Here is a 19,023-nt window from a genome sequence, read left to right on the forward strand (position 1 = left end):
TCCGTTGGTCGGGTTGAGTTCGAATCGGGGCGAGTCGCGTGCGTTCGATTGCGTTTCGCGGGTGCTCGCCTGGGTCTCCCTGAGCATCTGCGCAATGCAATCGAGCGCGATCGTCATGCTGCGCGAACCCGACCTCGCTTTCTCCAACCTCTTTCCAGCACCTCGCGACAGATGTCTCCTTTAGCTGCCGCGATACGTGCTGTACGACCAAGGCGACACGAGCAGCGGCACGTGATAGTGCGCGCCGGCGTCGGCCACGCCGAAGCGCAAGACGACGCGATCGACGAAGCGCGGCTCCGGCACCTTCGTGCCGATCGACGCGAAGTAGTCGCCGGCGCCGAACACGAGTTCGTATTCGCCCGCGACTAGCGCATCGCCTTCGAGCAGCGGCTGGTCGCAACGACCGTCGTCATTGGTGGTGGTGGTTTTGAGCGCGCGGCGCGTGTCGCCTGAGAGCGCGAAGAGTTCGACCTTGATGCCCGCGCCGGGGCGGCCGTTCGCGGTGTCGAGCACATGGGTAGTGAGCTTTCCCATTCGCAATTTTCCTTGTGTGAATGCGAGGTTTCGGCGGCAGCCCGATCCAGATACGTTTGCGGCGGATCGAGGCTCCACGTCAGTGGCTACATACCCGTCGGCGAATTGAAGCGAGCGCCGTGACAGCCATTGTAAAAAGGATGTTCCGTTCAGCGCGCGCGAGATAGGAAAGATAATAGCTGGCGCATGACGGACAGCCTGCTGAAAGCCGCAAAGACTCGATTCCTTCGACTATTACAGCGCAATTGCCTTACCGGCGGATCGTACCGGCGCCAAAAAAGACCCACTATATCGACGGCCTGAAGTTGGGTATCGCATTGGCGTGAGTTGCCAGCATTATTTTGGCCGTCGAAGGTTACGCCTGTGCGTTGCAGCAAACACGATTCGACCGCGGCGCGCACCCCGAAGACGGCGGAAGCACGCTGGGTAACCGGGCCAACGGCGTTCGACGGGACGCGGCGGCACGGCAGCGCCGTCACATCGCGTTCGAACGGCTTTGCACGGAAGCAATGAAGCGGAGAAACGAATGACGATGGAACAAGCGGCTAATCAAACGAATAAGCCGAAAAAAACGATGCTGGTGAAGCACGCGGATGTGCTGGTCACGATGGACGGCGCCCGGCGCGAACTGCGCGACGGTGGCCTGTATATCGAGGACAACCGCATCGTCGCGGTCGGACCGACGGCGGATTTACCGCAAACCGCCGACGAGGTGCTGGACATGCGCGGCCATCTGGTGATTCCGGGCCTGGTGAACACGCACCATCACATGTATCAGAGCCTGACGCGCGCGATTCCCGCCGCGCAGAACGCCGAATTGTTCGGCTGGCTCACGAACCTCTACAAGGTGTGGGCAAACCTCACTCCGGAGATGATCGAAGTCTCGACGCTGACGGCGATGGCCGAGCTGTTGCTCTCCGGCTGCACGACTTCGAGTGACCATCTGTATATCTATCCGAACGGCAGTCGCCTCGACGACAGCATCGCCGCGGCGCGCCGGATCGGCATGCGTTTTCACGCGGCGCGCGGCAGCATGAGCGTGGGGCAGAAAGACGGTGGCTTGCCGCCGGATTCGGTGGTCGAGCGTGAAGCGGACATTCTGAAGGACACGCAGCGGCTGATCGAGACGTACCACGACGAAGGGCGTTACGCGATGCTGCGCGTGGTGGTCGCGCCATGCTCGCCGTTCTCGGTAAGCCGCGATCTGATGCGAGAGTCGGCGGTGATGGCGCGGCAGTATGGCGTGTCGATGCATACGCATCTGGCGGAGAACGTCAACGACATCGCATATAGCCGCGAGAAGTTTGGCATGACGCCGGCGGAGTACGCGGAAGACCTCGGCTGGGTCGGTCACGACGTATGGCATGCGCACTGCGTGCAACTCGACGACGCGGGCATCGACCTGTTCGCGCGCACCGGCACCGGCGTCGCGCATTGCCCGTGTTCGAACATGCGGCTCGCGTCGGGCATCGCGCCGGTGAAGCGCATGCGTTTAGCGGGTGTGCCGGTGGGCTTGGGCGTCGACGGTTCGGCGTCGAATGACGGCGCGCACATGGTCGCCGAAGTGCGTCAGGCTTTGTTGCTGCAGCGAGTGGGTTTCGGGCCCGATGCAATGACCGCGCGCGAGGCATTGGAAATCGCGACGCTCGGCGGCGCGAAGGTGCTCAATCGCGACGACATCGGCGCATTGGCGCCAGGCATGGCGGCGGATTTCGTGTCGTTCGATCTGCGTCAGCCGCTCTTTGCCGGCGCGTTGCATGACCCGGTCGCGGCGCTCGTGTTCTGCGCGCCGTCGCAAGTGAGCTATAGCGTGATCGGCAGCAAGGTGGTCGTGAAAGAAGGACAGTTGACGACGCTGGAACTCGGACCGGTCATCGAGCAGCACAACCGGTTGGCGAAGACGCTCTACGAAGCGGCGGCGTAAAAGAAGCAGCGGGTTATCGGCGAGCGCCGATAACCCGCAGAGCAAAGCAGAAACTCAAGGCTTGTCGATCAACGTCTTGGTCGCTTCGGCGACCAGGCTGCGCAACCAGCGCACTTCATCGGAGTAATGGACGCGCTCGTGCCACAGTTGGTAGTACTGCATCGGCGGGAAATCGAGCGGCGCCGGCACGACCGTGAGCGGCAGAAACTTGGCGTAGTAATCGGCAAAGAGACGCGTCGTCGTGAAGATCAGATCGGACTTGATCAGCACGTACGGCGCGAGATTGAAGTACGGCAACGTCACGACCACATGGCGCTTGAGCCGCTCGCGCGCGAGATGCACGTCGATCGCGCCGCGCTGGCCCACCGAATAAGGAGTAGGCGCGAGATGCGGCGCGTTCAGGTACTGGTCGAGCGTGAGACCGCCGCGTTTGGCGAACGGATGCGTGTTGCTCATCAGGCAGACGATCTGATCGACGAACAGGTTCGACAGGTGCAGCTGCTCCGGCGGCTCCGGCCAGTTGCCGACCACGATGTCGAGCTTGCCGTCTTCGAGCGCGAGTTCGTAGTCGAAGGCCGGTCCGAGCGAGTGAAACTCGAGCGTCGCGTTCGGCGCGGCCTGGCGAAAGCGTTCGACCACCGTCGGCACGAACAGCACGTTCAGGTAGTCCGGACAGCCGATCCGGTAGCAACGGATGGAGGTGGCCGGATCGAAGTTGTGCTGCTGGAACTTGATACGTTCGATCTCGCGCAGCGCGTTCTGCACCGGTTCGAGCAGGCGCAGGCCGTATTCCGTCGGCACCATGCCGGATTTGCCGCGCACCAGCAGCGGGTCGCCGGTGATGTCGCGCAAACGGCGCAGCGCCGCGCTGATGGCGGGTTGCGATTGATTCAGTTTGACGGCCGCGCGCGTGACGCTGCGTTCCATCAACAGGGTGTGCAAGACGCGTAACAGGTACGTATCGATCGCCTCGCGTTGCTGACTCATGACTTCTCCGAAATATATGTTCTGGCTGATCGAACGGGCATTGGGGTATATGACTTTTAATATGAACGAAACGCCACGTCAAGAGCGGGATACCCGCAGAGCGCGCTACGGCGCGGGTTTGCGGGAATTTTGGCGGCTCGACTGAGTGGGTCGAATTAGGTATTGTCATCCGGTTGTGGTGACGGATCGCTTGCCGGCAAGGTGGGCGGACGCGCTGTAACCGGCAGTCACTGGCGTACTACGGAATCACATGAGCGACTCTTCTTATAGCGACGGCGCCGCCGCGCAGCCGGCAGACAGGCCGGAACAGGCGGCGCCCCGGTTGATGCTTCAGGGCATCACCAAACAATACCCGGCCGTGCGAGCCAACGACGACGTCACGTTGATCGTCGCGCCGGGCGAAATCCATGCCGTGCTCGGCGAGAATGGCGCCGGCAAAAGCACGCTGATGAAAATCATCTACGGCGCGGTGCGGCCCGACGCCGGCGAGATTCGCTGGGAAGGCCAGACGGTCGAAATCGCCAACCCGGCGGCGGCGCGCAAACTGGGCATCGGCATGGTGTTCCAGCACTTTTCGCTTTTCGAAACGCTCACTGTCGGCGAGAACATTGCACTCGCGCTCGACGAACCTTTCGATCTGAAGACGCTGTCCAGGCGCATCCGCGAAGTCTCCGCCGACTACGGGCTCGATATCGATCCGCAGCGTCACGTGCACAGCCTGACCGTGGGCGAGCGGCAACGCGTCGAGATCGTGCGCTGTCTGCTGCAGAATCCGCGTTTGCTGATCATGGACGAGCCGACCTCGGTGCTGACGCCGCAAGCGGTCCGCAAGCTGTTCGCGACACTCCGGCGATTAGCTGCCGAAGGCTGCAGCATCCTTTACATCAGCCACAAGCTCGACGAAATCCAGGAACTGTGCGACACCGCGACGGTGATGCGCGGCGGCCGCGTGACGGGTCACGTGAAGCCGAAGGGCGAAACACATGCGTCGCTCGCGCAGTTGATGGTCGGTCACTCGCTGCCGGATTACACGCGGCGCGAACACAATCCGGGCGCCGTGCTGCTCGATGTGAAGCAACTCTCGGTGGAAAGCGACGACCCGTTCGGCACCTCGCTGCGCGACGTGTCGTTCGGCGTGCATGCGGGCGAAATCTTCGGCATCGCGGGCGTTTCGGGCAATGGCCAGGCGGAACTGCTGTCGGCGTTGTCGGGCGAAAAGCGCGGCGTGCGGGCCGACGCGGTCACCATTTGCGGCAAGGCGGCCGGGCGCCTCGGCGCGGGCGGGCGGCGCGCGCTCGGCTTCGGCTTCGTGCCGGAAGAACGGCTTGGCCGCGGCGCGGTGCCGGCCATGACGCTGTCGGAAAACGCGCTGCTCACCGCGCATCGTCAGCAGATGGTGAGTTCGGGCTGGATCAAGGCGGGCGCGATGCGCGCGTTTGCAAAGCGCTGCATCGACGCCTTCGACGTGCGCTGCGGCGGCTCCGAAGCGCTCGCGCAAAGTCTGTCGGGCGGCAATCTGCAGAAGTACATCATGGGCCGCGAGATTCTGCAGGCGCCCAAGGTGCTGGTGGTCGCGCAACCCACGTGGGGTGTCGACGTCGGCGCGGCGTCGTTCATTCGCCAGCAGTTGCTCGATCTGTCGGCGCGCGGCGTGGCGATTCTGGTGATCTCCGAGGAGTTAGAAGAGTTGTTCGACATCTGCGATCGCATCGCGGTGCTCGCAGGCGGCAGACTCTCGCCGGTGCGCGCCACGGGGGCGACCAACGCCGAGGAAATCGGCCGCTGGATGGCGGGCCTGTTCGGCGACCGCGAGGGCTCGGCGCCTTCGGCGGAACAACCGGCGCATGCCTGAGCGGGCGTTTGTCTCGCGAATACGCGTGACGTCGCCCGGCATCGGAACGAGAACCAAATAAATCACACGCTACCCATGATTCTTCCGTATCGACTCGAAGCACGCACGACACCCTCGCGCACCATGCAGCTGGCCGTGCCGCTGATCGCCGCGTTGCTCACGCTCGCGATCGGCTTTCTGATCTTCAGCCTCGTCGGCCGCGATCCGTTGCAAGCCATGCACGCGTTTTTCATCGAGCCGCTGTCCAGCGTGAACGGCTGGTCCGAGCTGCTGCTGAAGGCGTCGCCGTTGTGCCTGATCGGGCTTGGCCTTGCCATCGGCTACCGCGCCAACGTCTGGAACATCGGCGCCGAAGGGCAGATGCTGCTCGGCGGCATCGCCGCAAGCGGCGTCGCGATCTATTTCGATCAAGCCGCCGGCTGGTGGATTCTGCCGACCATGATGATCGCCGGCGTGCTCGGCGGCATGGCGTGGGCGGCGATTCCGGCGCTGCTCAAAAGCCGCTTCAACACCAACGAGATTCTCGTCAGCCTGATGCTCACGTATGTGGCCACGCAGTTGCTGATCTACCTGGTGAGCGGGCCGTGGCGGGACCCGCAGGGCATGAACTTCCCGCTCTCGGAGATGTTCAGCGGCGACGCGCTCTATCCGACTTTCTCCGGCGACTGGCACATCAAATGGCTGCGCGGCACGCGTCTGAACGCGTCGGTGTTCGTCACGCTGATCGCGATTCCGCTCGTGTGGGTTTTCATGCGCAAGAGCTTCGCGGGCTACCGCATGAACGTCGGCGGTCTCGCGCCGCTCGCCGCGCGCTACGCCGGTTTCTCCGACAAGAAGACCATCTGGACGTCGCTTCTGATCAGCGGCGGCCTCGCGGGCCTCGCCGGCATGGGCGAAATCTCCGGCCCGATCGGCCAGTTGCAGGCTACGTGGTCGCCGGGTTACGGCTTCACGGCAATCATCGTCGTGTTCGTGGGGCGGTTGCATCCGCTCGGCATCGTGCTCGCGAGCCTGCTGATGGCGCTGCTGTATCTCGGCGGCGAAGCCGTGCAAACCTCGATGCAATTGCCGCAGGCGCTTTCCGGCGTGTTCCAGGGGCTGTTGCTGTTCTGCCTGCTCGGCGCCGACCTGTTCGTGAACTACCGCGTGCGCCGACGTACGCTGGCCGCTCAGGCTCACTGACTCGCTCACTGCTTATCGTTCACTGATTTTTGCGCCGGATCCAAATGGACATTCAACAAGCCAGCTCGCTTACGTCGAGCGCCGTCACCGCCGCGATTCCGCTGATGTTCGCGGGCGCCGGCGAACTCGTCACCGAAAAATCGGGCGTTCTCAACCTCGGCGTCGAAGGCATGATGCTGATGGGCGCGGTGACCGGCTACGCGGTCACCGCGATTACCGGCAGCCCGTGGCTCGGCGTGCTCGCCGCGATCGGCGCCGGTCTCGCCATGTCGCTGCTGTTCGCGTTTCTCACGCTCACCATGCTCGCCAATCAGGTCGCCACCGGTCTCTCGCTGACGATCTTCGGCATCGGTCTGTCGGCTTATGTCGGCAAGCCGTACACGTCGGCGGCGGTGCGCGCGACCATCGACACGTGGACGATTCCCGGCCTCTCGAAGATCCCGGTGCTCGGTCCCGCGTTCTTCAGCCTCACGCCGCTCGATTACCTCGCGTTCCTGATGTTCGCGGTGATCGGCTGGTTCCTGTACCGCACGCGCGCGGGTCTGGTGCTGCGCTCAGTCGGCGAATCGCCGCAGGTCGCGCACTCGGTCGGCTTTCCGGTGGTCGGCGTGCGCTACGGCGCGGTGGCGTTCGGCGGCGGCATGGCGGGGCTCGCGGGCGGCTACTACTCGATCGTAAACCTGCACCTGTGGCAGGAACAGCTCACTTCGGGCCGCGGCTGGATCGCGCTCGCGCTGGTCGTGTTCGCGACGTGGCGCCCTGGACGCCTGCTGATCGGCGCGCTGCTGTTCGGCGCCGTGACCGGCCTGCAGTTCTACGCGCAGGCGATCGGCGTGCCGGTGCCGACGCAATTCCTCGCGATGCTGCCGTACGTCGCGACGGTCGTCGTGCTGGTGCTGATCTCGCGCAATCCGAACACGATCCGTCTGAATGCACCGGCATCGTTGGGCAAACCGTTTTTCTCGGCGGGCTGACCGGCCATCGACTCCGCTTTTCAAATCATTCGATAAACACGACAGGAGAAAACATGAAGAGAAGAAATCTGCTGACCGCGTGCGCTTGGGGCGCGGCCTCGCTGGCGCTCGGTGCCGCGGTGACTGCGCCGCTCGCGCAAAGCGCGCAGGCCGCCGATGCGCCGGGTGTCGCGTTCGTCTACCTGGGCAATCCGGGCGATGCGGGCTGGACCTTCGCGCACGATCAGGGCTCGAAGGAAGCGGAAGCGAAGTTCGGCAACAAGATCAAGATCACGCGCATCGAAAACGTGCCGGAATCGGCCGACTCCGAGCGCGTGTTCCGCGATCTGGCGAACAAGGGCAACAAGATCATCATCGGTTCGAGCTTCGGCTATCAGGACTTCGAACTGAAGGTCGCGAAGGATTTCCCGGACACTGTGTTCCTGCACGCAACCGGCTACAAGAAGGCCGCGAACTTCGGCACCTATGACGTGCGCATGTACCAGGGCGCCTATCTCGCCGGCGTTGCCGCGGGCTATGTGACGAAGACCAACACGCTCGGCTTCGTGGCGTCGGTGCCGATTCCCGAAGTGATCCGCAACATCAACGCGTACACGCTCGGCGCGCGCTCGGTGAATCCGAAGGTGCACACCAAGGTTATCTGGATCAACAGCTGGTTCGATCCGGGCAAGGAAAAGCAGGCGGCTGAAACGCTGATCGGCCAGGGCGCCGACGTGCTGCTGCAAAACACCGATTCGAGCGCCACGCTCGCTACGGCATCGGCCAAGCACGTGCACGCGTTCGGCTGGGATTCGGACATGAAGAAGTTCGGTCCCGACGCGCACCTCGGTTCGGTGGTCGCGCACTGGGGCGTGTATTACAACGCGGCGATCCAGCAGGTGCTGGACGGCAAGTGGAAGAACGATCCGGTGTGGTGGGGCATTCCGCAGAAGGCCGTCAATCTGGAGGATCTGAATACATCGGCAATCTCGGCTGACGCCCAGAAGCAGGTTTCGGCGAAGCGTGACGAACTGGCGGCCGGCAAGTGGGACGTGTTTACTGGTCCGATCAAGGATCAGTCCGGCGCGGTGAAGGTCCCGGCCGGCAAGACGCTGACCGATCCGGAATTGCAACGCCTGAACTGGTATGTGGAAGGCGTGGACGGCACGCTGCCGAAGTAACGCCGCCAACAGGTCGACCAGGCGGCGGTCTCAGCAACCGCTGCTTTCAGGAGCTGCGTCCAATGTGGACGCAGCTTTTTTTTGCCCTGGAGTTCTAGCGCGCTGACGGCCAGGCTCTCGGTGCGTCAATCGATGCGCAAGCCGACCTTGATCGTCACCTGCCAGTAAGCCACCTTGTCGTTCTCGATCTGGCCCCGTGTTTCCGTCACTTCGAACCAGTGCAGATTGCGCAGCGTCTTCGACGCTTTCGCGATTGCCGTGCTGACGGCGTCGTCGCTCGATTTGGTCGACGAGCCGGTCAGTTCGATCTGTTTGTAGACGTGTTCGGACATGGACTTCCTCCTTTGATCTTCGTTGGTGTTCAAAAAGTATAGGCAACGAGAGCGCCGCGAACGGCCTCGTGTGACGGAGTCATGTCGCACATGCCGTGCCCGGTATGCCGTGGCGAGGCGCCGCCGTTATCATGTCCGCGCAACTCAATCTGATATTCGACGAGGTTCGAAGTGGAAATTGGTTTTTGCGGTCCCGGTTTGATGGGCGCGCCGATGATCCGGCATCTGCTGCGCGCGGGACATACCGTGCATGTCTGGAATCGCACGCGGGCGAAGGCGGAAGCGCTGGCGGCGGACGGCGCTCGAGTGGTCGATACACCGCGCGAACTGGCCGCGCGGTGTGAGGCCGTGCTGCTGTGCGTCGCGGATGCAGCGGCGGTGGAGGAAACCGTGTTCGGCGCTTCGGGCCTTCTTGGTGCCGATGCGCCCGTATCGGGCCGGTTGCGCTGGATCGTCGATCACTCCAGCATCCCGCCGGCCGCGACGCGCGCATTCGCGCAGCGCGCGGCGGCGCTGACGGCGATTCGCACGGTTGGAGGTGCGGACGGGGGCGCGGGTATTGGCGACGGCGCAGTTGCAGTAAGGAACGCAGGCGCGGACCCACGCACAGGCGCTCGCAAGAACACGGACGCCGGGGCGAACCCGAACGCGGTCGAAAGTGCGGCCGCCGGCAGCATCGGCTGGATCGACGCGCCCGTTTCGGGCGGCGTGGCCGGCGCCACCGCCGGCACGCTGGCAGTCATGGCGGGCGGCGCCGCGGCGGACGTCGAGGCCGTCAAGCCGCTGCTCGGCGCCTACGCGTCGCGTGTCACGCACATGGGCGACGTCGGCGCGGGCCAGACCGCCAAGCTGTGCAATCAGACCATCGTCACCGCGACGCTGGCGGCAATTGCCGAAGCGGTGAGCCTCGCGCAGCGCAGCGGCCTCGACGCTTCGCGGCTGAGCGAAGGTCTGGCCGGCGGCTGGGCCGATTCGGTGCTGCTGCAGACGTTCGTGCCGCGCATGACCCAAACCGGGCTCGCGCCGATCGGCGCGTTCCGGACCTTTCAGAAGGACATCGACACAGTGGCGGCGACCGCGTACGAGACCGGCACGCCGATGCCGGTGTCGTCGACGGTCCAGCAATTGCTGCGGCTCGGCGCGGCGATGGGGCTCGGGGAGGCCGACCTGTCGGCCTTCATCGACGTTTTACAGACGCCGCGCGGCGTCCCAAGCCGGTAGCGCGACGGGCGCGCGGGTTGAATTCGCGATAACCTGCTAAAATATTCGGTTTTTCGCCGATATCACATTCAAAGGGACGCGCCGTGCTGTCTACCGCCAATATCACCATGCAATTCGGGCCAAAGCCCCTCTTCGAGAATATCTCGGTCAAATTCGGGGGAGGGAACCGCTATGGCCTGATTGGTGCGAACGGCTGCGGCAAGTCCACTTTCATGAAGATCCTGGGCAGCGACCTGGAGCCGAGTTCGGGCACCGTCATGCTCGAACCGAACATCCGCCTCGGTAAATTGCGTCAGGATCAGTTCGCGTACGAAGACGTGCGCGTGCTCGACGTCGTGATGATGGGCCACGCCGAAATGTGGGCCGCCATGACCGAGCGCGACGCGATTTACGCGAACCCCGACGCGACGGACGACGACTACATGCACGCCGCCGAACTCGAAGCGAAGTTCGCCGAGTACGACGGCTACACCGCCGAGGCGCGCGCGGGCGAACTGCTGCTCGGCATCGGCATCGCGATCGAGGATCACAACGGCCCGATGAGCAACGTGGCGCCGGGCTGGAAACTGCGCGTGCTGCTCGCGCAGGCGCTGTTCTCGAAGCCGGACGTGCTGCTGCTCGACGAGCCGACCAACAACCTGGACATCAACTCGATCCGTTGGCTGGAAGACGTGCTCAACCAGTACAACTCGACGATGATCATCATCTCGCACGATCGACACTTCCTGAACCAGGTCTGCACGCACATGGCCGACATGGACTACGGCACGCTGAAGGTCTATCCGGGCAATTACGACGACTACATGCTGGCGAGCACGCAGGCGCGCGAGCGTCAGCAGAACGCCAACGCCAAGGCGAAAGAACGCGTGGCCGACTTGCAGGACTTCGTGCGCCGCTTCTCGGCGAACAAGTCGAAGGCGCGTCAGGCTACCAGCCGTCTGAAGATGATCGACAAGATCAAGATCGAGGAATTCAAGCCGTCGTCGCGGCAGAACCCGTTCATCCGCTTCGAGTACGAGAAGAAGCTGCACAACATCGCGGTGGTGGCGGAGAAGATTTCGAAGAAGTACGAACGCCAGATTTTCAACGACTTTAGCATCAGCGTGCAGCCGGGCGAGCGCATCGCGATCATCGGCGAGAACGGCGCGGGCAAGACCACGCTGCTGCGCTCGCTGCTCGGCAAGCTCACGCTCGATCACGGCACGGTGAAGTGGGCCGAAAACGCGAACGTCGGTTACATGCCGCAGGACACGTACGAAGAGTTTCCGGACGACGTCACGCTGATGGACTGGATCGACGGCTACCGCCAGGAAGGCGACGACGAGCAGATGGTGCGCGGCACGCTCGGCCGGCTGCTGTTCAATGCCGACGACATCCGCAAGTCGGTCAAGGTGCTCTCCGGCGGCGAGAAGGGCCGCATGATCTGGGGCAAGCTCATGCTGGGCCGCCACAACGTGCTGCTGATGGATGAGCCGACCAACCACATGGACATGGAATCGATCGAGTCGCTGCAGATCGCACTCGACAAGTTCGACGGCACGCTGATCTTCGTGTCGCACGACCGCGAATTCGTGAGTGGTCTTGCTAATCGGATTATCGAAGTGAAGACGAATGGCACATTGAACGACTTCGGTGGCAACTACGAAGACTTCCTGTTGAGCCAGGGCGTGCAGTAAAGCAAGGCTGAACCGCTCGCCGCATCTCGCTGCGCGTCGCCGCACCTCAAAGCCCGCTTCTCCGAAGTGGGCTTTTTTCATGGCGCACGCATAGCCACCGGCCTTCTCCAGCATGCTGGTTAGAATAGAACACCATCCGGCGACACACACAGGGACCGACCATCATGAAGACCTACGAGCAACTCTATATCGACGGCAAATGGATCGCGCCATGCGGCACCGGCACGATCGACGTGATCGACTCGGGCACGGAAGAGATCATGGGGCGCATACCTGAAGGCGTCGAGGCCGATGCTGAAAGCGCGATTGCCGCGGCACGCGTGGCGTTCGATGGCTGGGCCGCGACGCCGGCCGCCGAGCGCGGCGAGTATCTGCGCAAGATCGCCGCGAACCTGAAAGCGCGCACCGACGAATTGGCCGGCCTGATTGCCGGCGAAGTCGGCATGCCGTTGAAGCTCGCGCGCGCCATTCAGGTAGGCGGCCCCGTCTACAACTGGGGCGCCTATGCGAAGCTCGCAAGCGAGTTCCAGTATGAGGAACGCGTCGGCAATTCGCTGGTGGTGCGCGAGCCGGTCGGCGTGGTGGCGGCGATCACGCCGTGGAACTATCCGCTCAATCAGGTCACGCTGAAAGTCGCGGCGGCGCTCGCGGCGGGTTGCACGGTGGTGCTCAAGCCTTCGGAGATCGCGCCGCTGAACGCCTTCGTGCTTGCCGAGGCGATCCACGAAGCCGGGTTGCCGGCCGGCGTATTCAATCTCGTGAGCGGCTATGGGCCGGTGGTGGGCGAGGTGCTGGCGAGCCATCCTTCGGTCGATATGGTTTCGTTCACCGGTTCGACTCGCGCCGGCAAACGCGTGTCCGAACTGGCCTCGGCGACGGTCAAGCGCGTGGCGCTCGAACTCGGCGGCAAGTCGGCGTCGGTCATTCTCGACGACGCGGATTTCGCAGCGGCGGTCAAGGGCACCGTCAGCGCGTGCTTTCTGAACTCGGGGCAAACCTGTTCGGCGCACACACGCATGCTGGTGCCCGAATCGCGCTACGACGAAGCGCGCGCGCTGGCGAAGCAAGCCGCCGAGGCCTACGTCGCCGGCGATCCGCGCAATGAGACGACCCGTCTCGGCCCGTTGGCGTCGGCGGCGCAGCAGGCGCGCGTGCAGCAATACATCGCCAAGGGAATCGAGGAGGGCGCCGAACTGGTGACAGGCGGCGCGGGCTTGCCCGACGGCTTGTCGAAGGGCTTCTTCGTCAAACCCACCGTGTTCGGCCGCGTGCATCCCAAGGCGACGATCGCGCAAGAGGAAATCTTCGGCCCGGTGCTGTCGATTCTGACCTACAAGGACGAAGAGGAAGCCGTTCGGATCGCCAACGATTCGCCGTACGGTCTCGGCGGCGCGGTATGGGCAGGCAGCGACGAGCGCGCCGCGGGTGTCGCGCGGCGCATCCGCACCGGCCAGGTCGATATCAACGGCGGCACGTGGAACATGGCTGCGCCGTTCGGCGGTTTCAAGCAGTCGGGCTTTGGCCGTGAAAACGGAGTCTACGGACTCGAAGAGTATCTCGAACTCAAGTCCATGCAGTTCAAGGCGTGATTCGACTGACCGGCATCAATAGAAGGGCACACATGACCGCACACTTGCCCACTCATTGACCTGAAGCAACGCAGGCTGCGCCCGACCGACGATTATCATCGTTTCGATAATCCGCCATCGGGCCAGTCATGCTCAACTCTCATTCCTTCCCACCACTGGTCATTCGCGGCCGCTCGTTACTGCCGATCGTGCAAGGCGGCATGGGCGTCGGCATTTCGGCGCACCGGCTGGCCGGCAGCGTCGCTCGCGAAGGCGCGCTGGGCACCATCGCCAGTATCGACCTGCGGCATCATCATCGCGATCTGATGGACCGCTGCCGCGAGTCGCCTGACCGCGCGACGCTCGAAGAAGCCAATCTCACCGCGCTGGCCCGCGAAATCCACTCCGCCAAGGCGCTGAGCGAAGGCCGCGGCATGATCGCCGTCAACGTGATGAAAGCGGTCAGCGCGCAAGCTGACTACGTGCGCGTCGCGTGTGAGAGCGGCGCCGATGCGATCGTCATGGGCGCGGGCCTGCCGCTCGATCTGCCGGACATGACCCAAGGCCACGACATTGCGCTGATTCCGATTCTGTCGGACAGCCGCGGCGTCGCGCTCGTGCTGAAGAAGTGGATGAAAAAAGGCCGTTTGCCCGACGCGGTCGTGATCGAACATCCGGCGCATGCGGGCGGCCATCTGGGTGTCAACAACCTTGCCGATCAACACGACGGGCGCTTCGATTTCTTGCGCGTGCTCGAGGAACTCGACGCTGTATTCGCCTTGCTCGGCCTGAACCGTCAGGACGTGCCGTTGATTGTCGCTGGCGGCATCAACAGTCACGAGGCTCTGCGCGCACTGCTGAACGCGGGCGCCAGCGGCGTGCAACTCGGCACGCCGTTCGCCGTCACCGAGGAAGGCGACGCGCATCCGAATTTCAAGCGCGTACTGGCCGAAGCTACGCCGGAAGACATCGTCGAATTCGTCAGCGTGACGGGACTGCCCGCGCGCGCCGTGAAAACGCCGTGGCTGATGCGCTATCTGCGGCACGAAACGAAGATCCGCGAAAAAGTCGGCGCGCTCAAACATATCTGCCCGACCGCGCTCGAATGTCTCAGCGCGTGCGGCTGGCGCGATGGTATCGAGAAGTTCGGCCACTTCTGCATCGACACGCGGCTCGCGGCCGCATTGCGTGGCGACGTGGCGAACGGTTTGTTCTTCCGCGGCCGCGAAGCGTTGCCGTTCGGCACGGCGATTCGCAGCGTGCACGACCTGCTCGAACTGCTTTTGACGGGCGCGACGCGACCGGCTGTCGCAGGGCGCTGGGCTTTCTCGCTGGATTGATACGCGTCAACCTGACGCGCGACGAGAACTTCGACAATCCCCGCATGCAAACAAACAAAGCGGGGAAGCACATGAAGCACTCGTCCATAAACAGAATCGGAACCGCCGCCATCGCAGCGAGCCTGCTGTTCGCGGGAGCGCTCGCACCACAGGCGCATGCCGCGGGAGACGACGCGATGAGCGGCATTCACGCCGGCGACGTACTGGTGCGATTGCGCGCCATCAGCATCATGCCGAACGTGAGCACGACCCAATCGCTGAGCGCGCTCAACGTCGGCGTGAATAACGCGATCGTGCCGGAACTGGATCTGACGTACATGATCCGCGACAACCTCGGCGTCGAACTGATTCTCGGCACCTCGCGACATCAAGTGACTTCGAACCTCGGCGGGCTCGGTGGCGTGAACGTGCTGCCGCCCACGTTGCTGTTGCAATATCACTTCAATCACGCGGGCCGCATTCGTCCGTATGTCGGTGCGGGTCTGAACTACACGCTGTTCTATAACAACGGCCTGAACGCGGGCGGCCAGCCGATCTCGATCACCAATCACAGTTGGGGACCGGCGTTGCAGGCCGGTGTCGACGTACAGGTCACCAAATCCCTGTTCGTCAACGCGGACATCAAGAAGATCTGGATGCATACGGATGCCTCGCTCGGCGGGCAGCCGCTTGGCCGCTTGAGCATCGATCCGGTGGTGGTCGGTCTGGGTGTCGGGATGCGGTTCTGATTGTCACGCGTCACTCGCGCGCTTGACCGACAGGCGTTGCCATGTGAAAACGCCGGGTGCAGTTCATCCCGGCGTTTTCTTTTGACGTTTGAATTTGAGCGGCCAGCGCCGCAAGCTTCAGGCGACGCAGGCCGCGAGGCAAATCTACAGCTTGTCGTTCGCAAACCGCATTGCCGTGCCTTCCTGCTCGATGCGAACCCATACGGCGCGCTTTTCCTCGTCGCTCAGGAAAACCCAGTTGGACACTTCGACGGCGGTGCGGCCGCAGCCTTTGCAGACGTCGTCGAACAGCGTGGAACAGACGCCGATGCACGGGCTGTCGGGAAGATCGTGGAGATTCGAAGCCATCGTAAACCTTGGGGCGGAGAAGCGAAGTTCCGCTATGTTAGCCGATGCGTGCCATGCACCCCGCCGTGCGCGACCGTCAAGGCCGCGGCTCGCGCACGGTTGGCAGCATCCGTCGCATGTTTCGACGCCACCTTCGACGCGCGAAATTGCCCGCACACATCAACATCAGCGCGCGATGCTGTAACCGATCCGCGCTATCCAGTGTTGACGGTTGTTGTAGTCGAGCAGGTCTTCGCCGTAGCCGTTGAAATAGCCCACCCACACGTAGCCGCCCCACGCGCTGCCCAGCAGTTTGGCGAGCGGATAGGTGAATTGCGAATCCACGCTGCCGTACCAGTGCTTGGTGCCCTTGCGCAGCGTGGTCGCCAGTTGCCAGCCGTCCGGACTGCCGTATTTGACAAGCAAGTCCACGTAGCCGCGATAGTCGGCGATATCGGGGTTGCTGCTCGTGCCGACGTAGTAATAGATCTTCGGCGACACGGTCAGGTGGTTGGCCGTCAGATCGCCGAATTCCCAGGTCGGCCGGATAAACGGCATGTTGATGCTGCGCGAGTCCGCGCCGGCCTTGCCGTTCGATTCGTGCGCAACGCCGGCGGCAAAACCCATGCGCGTGAAGAACGGGCTCTGCCAGCCGGTGTCCGGCACGTAGTAGAACAATTGCGGCGAGTAGGTCGTATCACGGAACGGGCGCGAATCGGCGGACAGATCCCAGATCGAGGTTTGCGTGTACGCAAAGTACAGGTTGTCGAGGAAGGCTTTTGAGCGCAGATCGTCCGGTATCAGGATGCGGTATTTGAAGCTCAGTTGCAGCCGCGCGTTGGTGTCGCCGTTGTGGCCGAAGCCGATGTACATCGGATCGTAATAGGAGAGATGCGAGAGCACGCCGCGTCCGGTGGTCGCGAGCGAATCGCCGGGCGGCACGATGGCGTCGCCGGTCGGGCCGCCGACCACGGCTGCGGTCGCGGCGGCTTGAGCGGGCGTGGTCGCCTGGCTTTCCGCGCGTTCGGCCTGAGCAATCGCGTCCTGCTGCGGCCCGCGATTGATCGCGACGAGCGCCGGCGACGCATCGAAACCCACCGGGTCGATACGCACCTCGCCACGCGCCGACTGCGGCCAGGGCGCCGAGAAGCGCACCTTACGGAACTGGCCTGGCCGCAGATGCAGCGTGTCGGCCACGCCGGGCTCGCGCTTCAGATCGAGCGGCTGCGGCGACTGTTCGCCTGCGCTCAGCGTCACGCGGATGGTCGGCGGGAGGTTAATGGTCAAGGGTTTGGCGTCGTCGGCGGAGTAGAGCAGCGTGATCTGCAGCGGCTCGTTGGCCGCGGCCACGCGAGCGGGCTGCAGCATCGCGACCGTCGCGCGCGCCTCGTTGGACAGGACGGCGCAGACGACGAGCGTGGCGAGCAGCGTGACGCGGGAGAAGCGCGCCATGAGTTGACGGAACTGAGGGAAGGCGTTGCGGGCAAGGTGGTCGGTTGAGGCGTCAAAGCGCATGGGGCTGTCGTCCTGGAGCTAGGGCAGCGAGCGAACCGGACGCGGCAGGCATCGAAAGACGACCTCCGCCATGCTCACCGGATCGATCTCGCAAAAGCGCTGAAGGGCGCAAAAATGGGCACAAAAACGGCTGCCGCAGACAAAACCCGGCAGCCGCGATGAAACGGGCCGCATGGCCGACGTGCCGCGAAAGCGGGCAGCGTCGCCGGTCATGGCGCGATACTCAGAGAATACTTACAAAGTGACTTCGGCGACAGTCGGGCGAAAAACGGCCGTTCAGCTACCGAACGCCAGTTGCCACAACAACGCGCCGTTGAGCATGATGATGAACGCGGCGGACAGCCACGCGAGCACGAGCGGCACGCCGCGCACGCGCCAGCTGCGCATGAGCGTGGCGTCCGATGTGAAGCGGATCAACGGCACGACCGCGAGCGGCAGTTGCAGGCTCAGCACCACCTGGCTTGCCACCAGCAACTGGTTGGAACCGTGCTGGCCGAACAGCGCGACCGCGAAGAGCGCTGGCCCGATCGCCAGCGCGCGGGTCAGGAGGGCGCGCTTCCAGCGTGGCAGGCGGATGCGCAGAAAGCCTTCCATGACCGTCTGGCCCGCCAGCGTGCCGGTGACGGTCGCGCTCAGTCCGCAGGCGAGCAGCGCCGCAGCGAATAGAATGCCGGCCCAATGCGTGCCGACGAGCGGCGCGATCAGACGGTGGGCGTCCGCGAGATCGGTCACGTCACGATGGCCGCTCACATAGAACACGGCGGCCGCCACGATCAGCAGCGCCGCATTGATCACAAAAGCAAACGACAGCGAACCGAAAGTGTCCAGATTGATCACGTGCAGCGCGACCTTGATCTGCGCGTCGCTGCCGTCGGGCGCGTGATGTTTGACGAGCGCCGAGTGCAGATAGAGGTTGTGCGGCATGACCGTCGCGCCGACGATGCCTGCCGCGAGCCACACCATGCCCGTGTTGCGCAGCAGTTCGACGCTCGGCACGGTGCCGGCGAGCGCCGCATGCCAGTCCGGCCGCGCCAGCGCGAGTTGGACCACGAAGCACAGGCCGACGAAGCCGATCAGCACCGCGATCACCGCTTCCAGTTTGCGGCCTTTCTGCTGGAGCGCGAGCAGCGCGAAGGTGCAGACCGCCGACATCAGCACGCCGACCGTGAGCGACACGCCAAGTAGCATTTGCAATGCGACGGCGCTGCCGACCACTTCGGCGACATCGCACGCGATGATCGCGACCTCGCTGGTCAGCCACAGGAACAGGGTGCCGCGGCGGCCCGTGCGTTCACGGCAGACCTGCGCGAGATCGCGCCCGGTCACGACGCCCAGGCGCGACGACAGCCACTGCAGCAGCATCGCCATCAGGCTCGACAGCAGCACCATGCCGAGCAGGCGGTAGCCGTAGCCCGCGCCGGCGCCGAGCGCGGTTGCCCAGTTGCCCGGATCGATATAGCCCACCGCAATCAGTGCGCCCGCGCCGACGAACGAGAACCAATGCGGCGGACGTGCCCCCCCATCGGCCAGTAGACGCCGGCGGCGGTTGGGACGCAATGCGAACGGATTCGTGTTCATCGATGCCTGAGGTTCAAGACCGCATGCTCTTGCAAGCCACGTGCCCGCTGCGCGCGCAGCGGGCGGCGCCTAGACACCGGGGCGCTGGGACGCCGGGACGCCGGGACGCCGGGACGCGGCAACGC

At 64.0% G+C, this 19,023-nt stretch carries 17 protein-coding genes; 10 read left to right on the forward strand and 7 right to left on the reverse strand.

Features of this window, described 5'->3' with window-relative positions; all coding sequences use genetic code 11:
• Positions 1-180 precede the first annotated feature (180 nt).
• Complete coding sequence (uraH, locus tag B0G75_RS30210; protein WP_012433320.1) at positions 181-534, reverse strand: hydroxyisourate hydrolase; 354 nt, start codon at positions 532-534, stop codon at positions 181-183.
• A gap of 526 nt (positions 535-1,060) precedes the next feature.
• Between uraH and B0G75_RS30220 the strand changes: the two genes are divergently transcribed.
• Positions 1,061-2,458, forward strand: coding sequence for an 8-oxoguanine deaminase (locus B0G75_RS30220; RefSeq protein ID WP_106313705.1), 1,398 nt, complete (start codon positions 1,061-1,063; stop codon positions 2,456-2,458).
• Positions 2,459-2,512: 54 nt separating this feature from the next.
• On the opposite strand, the gene B0G75_RS30225 is transcribed toward B0G75_RS30220, so the two are convergent.
• Entirely contained in the window at positions 2,513-3,445 is a 933-nt protein-coding gene (locus B0G75_RS30225; protein WP_074764203.1) for a LysR substrate-binding domain-containing protein, read from the reverse strand.
• A gap of 250 nt (positions 3,446-3,695) precedes the next feature.
• Here B0G75_RS30225 and B0G75_RS30230 point away from each other — a divergent pair, with 250 nt between their 5' ends.
• The 4 genes from B0G75_RS30230 (at position 3,696) to B0G75_RS30245 (ending at position 8,613) form a co-directional block, all read left to right on the forward strand.
• The gene (locus B0G75_RS30230) at positions 3,696-5,297 is read left to right on the forward strand and encodes an ABC transporter ATP-binding protein (protein WP_106313706.1); all 1,602 of its coding nucleotides are present in this window, start codon (positions 3,696-3,698) and stop codon (positions 5,295-5,297) included.
• 75 nt (positions 5,298-5,372) lie between these two features.
• Entirely contained in the window at positions 5,373-6,479 is a 1,107-nt protein-coding gene (locus tag B0G75_RS30235; RefSeq protein ID WP_106313707.1) for an ABC transporter permease, read from the forward strand.
• Between the two features lie 44 nt (positions 6,480-6,523).
• Entirely contained in the window at positions 6,524-7,453 is a 930-nt protein-coding gene (locus B0G75_RS30240) for an ABC transporter permease (RefSeq protein ID WP_106313708.1), read from the forward strand.
• A gap of 53 nt (positions 7,454-7,506) precedes the next feature.
• Positions 7,507-8,613, forward strand: a complete 1,107-nt coding sequence (locus tag B0G75_RS30245) for a BMP family ABC transporter substrate-binding protein (RefSeq protein WP_106313709.1) — start codon at positions 7,507-7,509, stop codon at positions 8,611-8,613.
• 125 nt (positions 8,614-8,738) lie between these two features.
• Here B0G75_RS30245 and B0G75_RS30250 read toward each other — a convergent pair whose 3' ends face one another.
• Positions 8,739-8,945 carry a dodecin gene (locus tag B0G75_RS30250; RefSeq protein ID WP_012433313.1) on the reverse strand — a complete coding sequence of 69 codons (207 nt, stop codon included), beginning with the start codon at positions 8,943-8,945 and terminating at the stop codon, positions 8,739-8,741.
• Positions 8,946-9,116: 171 nt separating this feature from the next.
• Here B0G75_RS30250 and B0G75_RS30255 point away from each other — a divergent pair, with 171 nt between their 5' ends.
• The 5 genes from B0G75_RS30255 to B0G75_RS30275 all read left to right on the forward strand — a co-directional run bounded on the left by B0G75_RS30255 (position 9,117) and on the right by B0G75_RS30275 (position 15,478).
• Positions 9,117-10,166, forward strand: a complete 1,050-nt coding sequence (locus tag B0G75_RS30255; RefSeq protein ID WP_106313710.1) for an NAD(P)-dependent oxidoreductase — start codon at positions 9,117-9,119, stop codon at positions 10,164-10,166.
• Positions 10,167-10,249: 83 nt separating this feature from the next.
• Entirely contained in the window at positions 10,250-11,842 is a 1,593-nt protein-coding gene (locus tag B0G75_RS30260; RefSeq protein WP_106313711.1) for an ABC-F family ATPase, read from the forward strand.
• A 164-nt stretch (positions 11,843-12,006) separates the two neighbouring features.
• The gene (locus B0G75_RS30265) at positions 12,007-13,431 is read left to right on the forward strand and encodes an aldehyde dehydrogenase family protein (protein WP_106313712.1); all 1,425 of its coding nucleotides are present in this window, start codon (positions 12,007-12,009) and stop codon (positions 13,429-13,431) included.
• A gap of 128 nt (positions 13,432-13,559) precedes the next feature.
• Complete coding sequence (locus B0G75_RS30270) at positions 13,560-14,750, forward strand: nitronate monooxygenase family protein (RefSeq protein WP_106313713.1); 1,191 nt, start codon at positions 13,560-13,562, stop codon at positions 14,748-14,750.
• A gap of 71 nt (positions 14,751-14,821) precedes the next feature.
• Positions 14,822-15,478 carry an OmpW family protein gene (locus B0G75_RS30275; protein ID WP_106313784.1) on the forward strand — a complete coding sequence of 219 codons (657 nt, stop codon included), beginning with the start codon at positions 14,822-14,824 and terminating at the stop codon, positions 15,476-15,478.
• Positions 15,479-15,622: 144 nt separating this feature from the next.
• Here B0G75_RS30275 and B0G75_RS30280 read toward each other — a convergent pair whose 3' ends face one another.
• The 4 genes from B0G75_RS30280 to B0G75_RS30295 form a co-directional block, all read right to left on the reverse strand.
• Positions 15,623-15,826, reverse strand: a complete 204-nt coding sequence (locus B0G75_RS30280) for a DUF1289 domain-containing protein (protein ID WP_012433308.1) — start codon at positions 15,824-15,826, stop codon at positions 15,623-15,625.
• A 165-nt stretch (positions 15,827-15,991) separates the two neighbouring features.
• The gene (locus B0G75_RS30285) at positions 15,992-17,320 is read right to left on the reverse strand and encodes a phospholipase A (RefSeq protein ID WP_106313714.1); all 1,329 of its coding nucleotides are present in this window, start codon (positions 17,318-17,320) and stop codon (positions 15,992-15,994) included.
• Between the two features lie 18 nt (positions 17,321-17,338).
• A complete protein-coding gene (locus tag B0G75_RS30290) occupies positions 17,339-17,533 on the reverse strand; it encodes a hypothetical protein (RefSeq protein ID WP_106313715.1) in 195 nt (64 codons plus the stop codon).
• Positions 17,534-17,596: 63 nt separating this feature from the next.
• Positions 17,597-18,898 carry an Nramp family divalent metal transporter gene (locus tag B0G75_RS30295; protein ID WP_106313716.1) on the reverse strand — a complete coding sequence of 434 codons (1,302 nt, stop codon included), beginning with the start codon at positions 18,896-18,898 and terminating at the stop codon, positions 17,597-17,599.
• Positions 18,899-19,023 lie beyond the last annotated feature (125 nt).

Origin of the sequence: Paraburkholderia sp. BL18I3N2, assembly GCF_003001875.1 — a bacterium.
GTDB classification, from domain to species: domain Bacteria; phylum Pseudomonadota; class Gammaproteobacteria; order Burkholderiales; family Burkholderiaceae; genus Paraburkholderia; species Paraburkholderia phytofirmans.

Excerpts from the sequence above, each read along its gene's own strand:
- B0G75_RS30290 (WP_106313715.1), bottom strand. The coding sequence starts at position 17,533 with ATGACCGGCGACGCTGCCCGCTTTCGCGGCACGTCGGCCATGCGGCCC.
- B0G75_RS30250 (WP_012433313.1), bottom strand. The coding sequence starts at position 8,945 with ATGTCCGAACACGTCTACAAACAGATCGAACTGACCGGCTCGTCGACC.
- B0G75_RS30275 (WP_106313784.1), top strand. The coding sequence starts at position 14,822 with ATGAAGCACTCGTCCATAAACAGAATCGGAACCGCCGCCATCGCAGCG.
- B0G75_RS30235 (WP_106313707.1), top strand. The coding sequence starts at position 5,373 with ATGATTCTTCCGTATCGACTCGAAGCACGCACGACACCCTCGCGCACC.
- B0G75_RS30295 (WP_106313716.1), bottom strand. The coding sequence starts at position 18,898 with ATGAACACGAATCCGTTCGCATTGCGTCCCAACCGCCGCCGGCGTCTA.
- B0G75_RS30270 (WP_106313713.1), top strand. The coding sequence starts at position 13,560 with ATGCTCAACTCTCATTCCTTCCCACCACTGGTCATTCGCGGCCGCTCG.
- B0G75_RS30265 (WP_106313712.1), top strand. The coding sequence starts at position 12,007 with ATGAAGACCTACGAGCAACTCTATATCGACGGCAAATGGATCGCGCCA.
- B0G75_RS30285 (WP_106313714.1), bottom strand. The coding sequence starts at position 17,320 with ATGCGCTTTGACGCCTCAACCGACCACCTTGCCCGCAACGCCTTCCCT.
- B0G75_RS30220 (WP_106313705.1), top strand. The coding sequence starts at position 1,061 with ATGACGATGGAACAAGCGGCTAATCAAACGAATAAGCCGAAAAAAACG.
- uraH (WP_012433320.1), bottom strand. The coding sequence starts at position 534 with ATGGGAAAGCTCACTACCCATGTGCTCGACACCGCGAACGGCCGCCCC.
- B0G75_RS30245 (WP_106313709.1), top strand. The coding sequence starts at position 7,507 with ATGAAGAGAAGAAATCTGCTGACCGCGTGCGCTTGGGGCGCGGCCTCG.
- B0G75_RS30225 (WP_074764203.1), bottom strand. The coding sequence starts at position 3,445 with ATGAGTCAGCAACGCGAGGCGATCGATACGTACCTGTTACGCGTCTTG.
- B0G75_RS30240 (WP_106313708.1), top strand. The coding sequence starts at position 6,524 with ATGGACATTCAACAAGCCAGCTCGCTTACGTCGAGCGCCGTCACCGCC.
- B0G75_RS30230 (WP_106313706.1), top strand. The coding sequence starts at position 3,696 with ATGAGCGACTCTTCTTATAGCGACGGCGCCGCCGCGCAGCCGGCAGAC.
- B0G75_RS30280 (WP_012433308.1), bottom strand. The coding sequence starts at position 15,826 with ATGGCTTCGAATCTCCACGATCTTCCCGACAGCCCGTGCATCGGCGTC.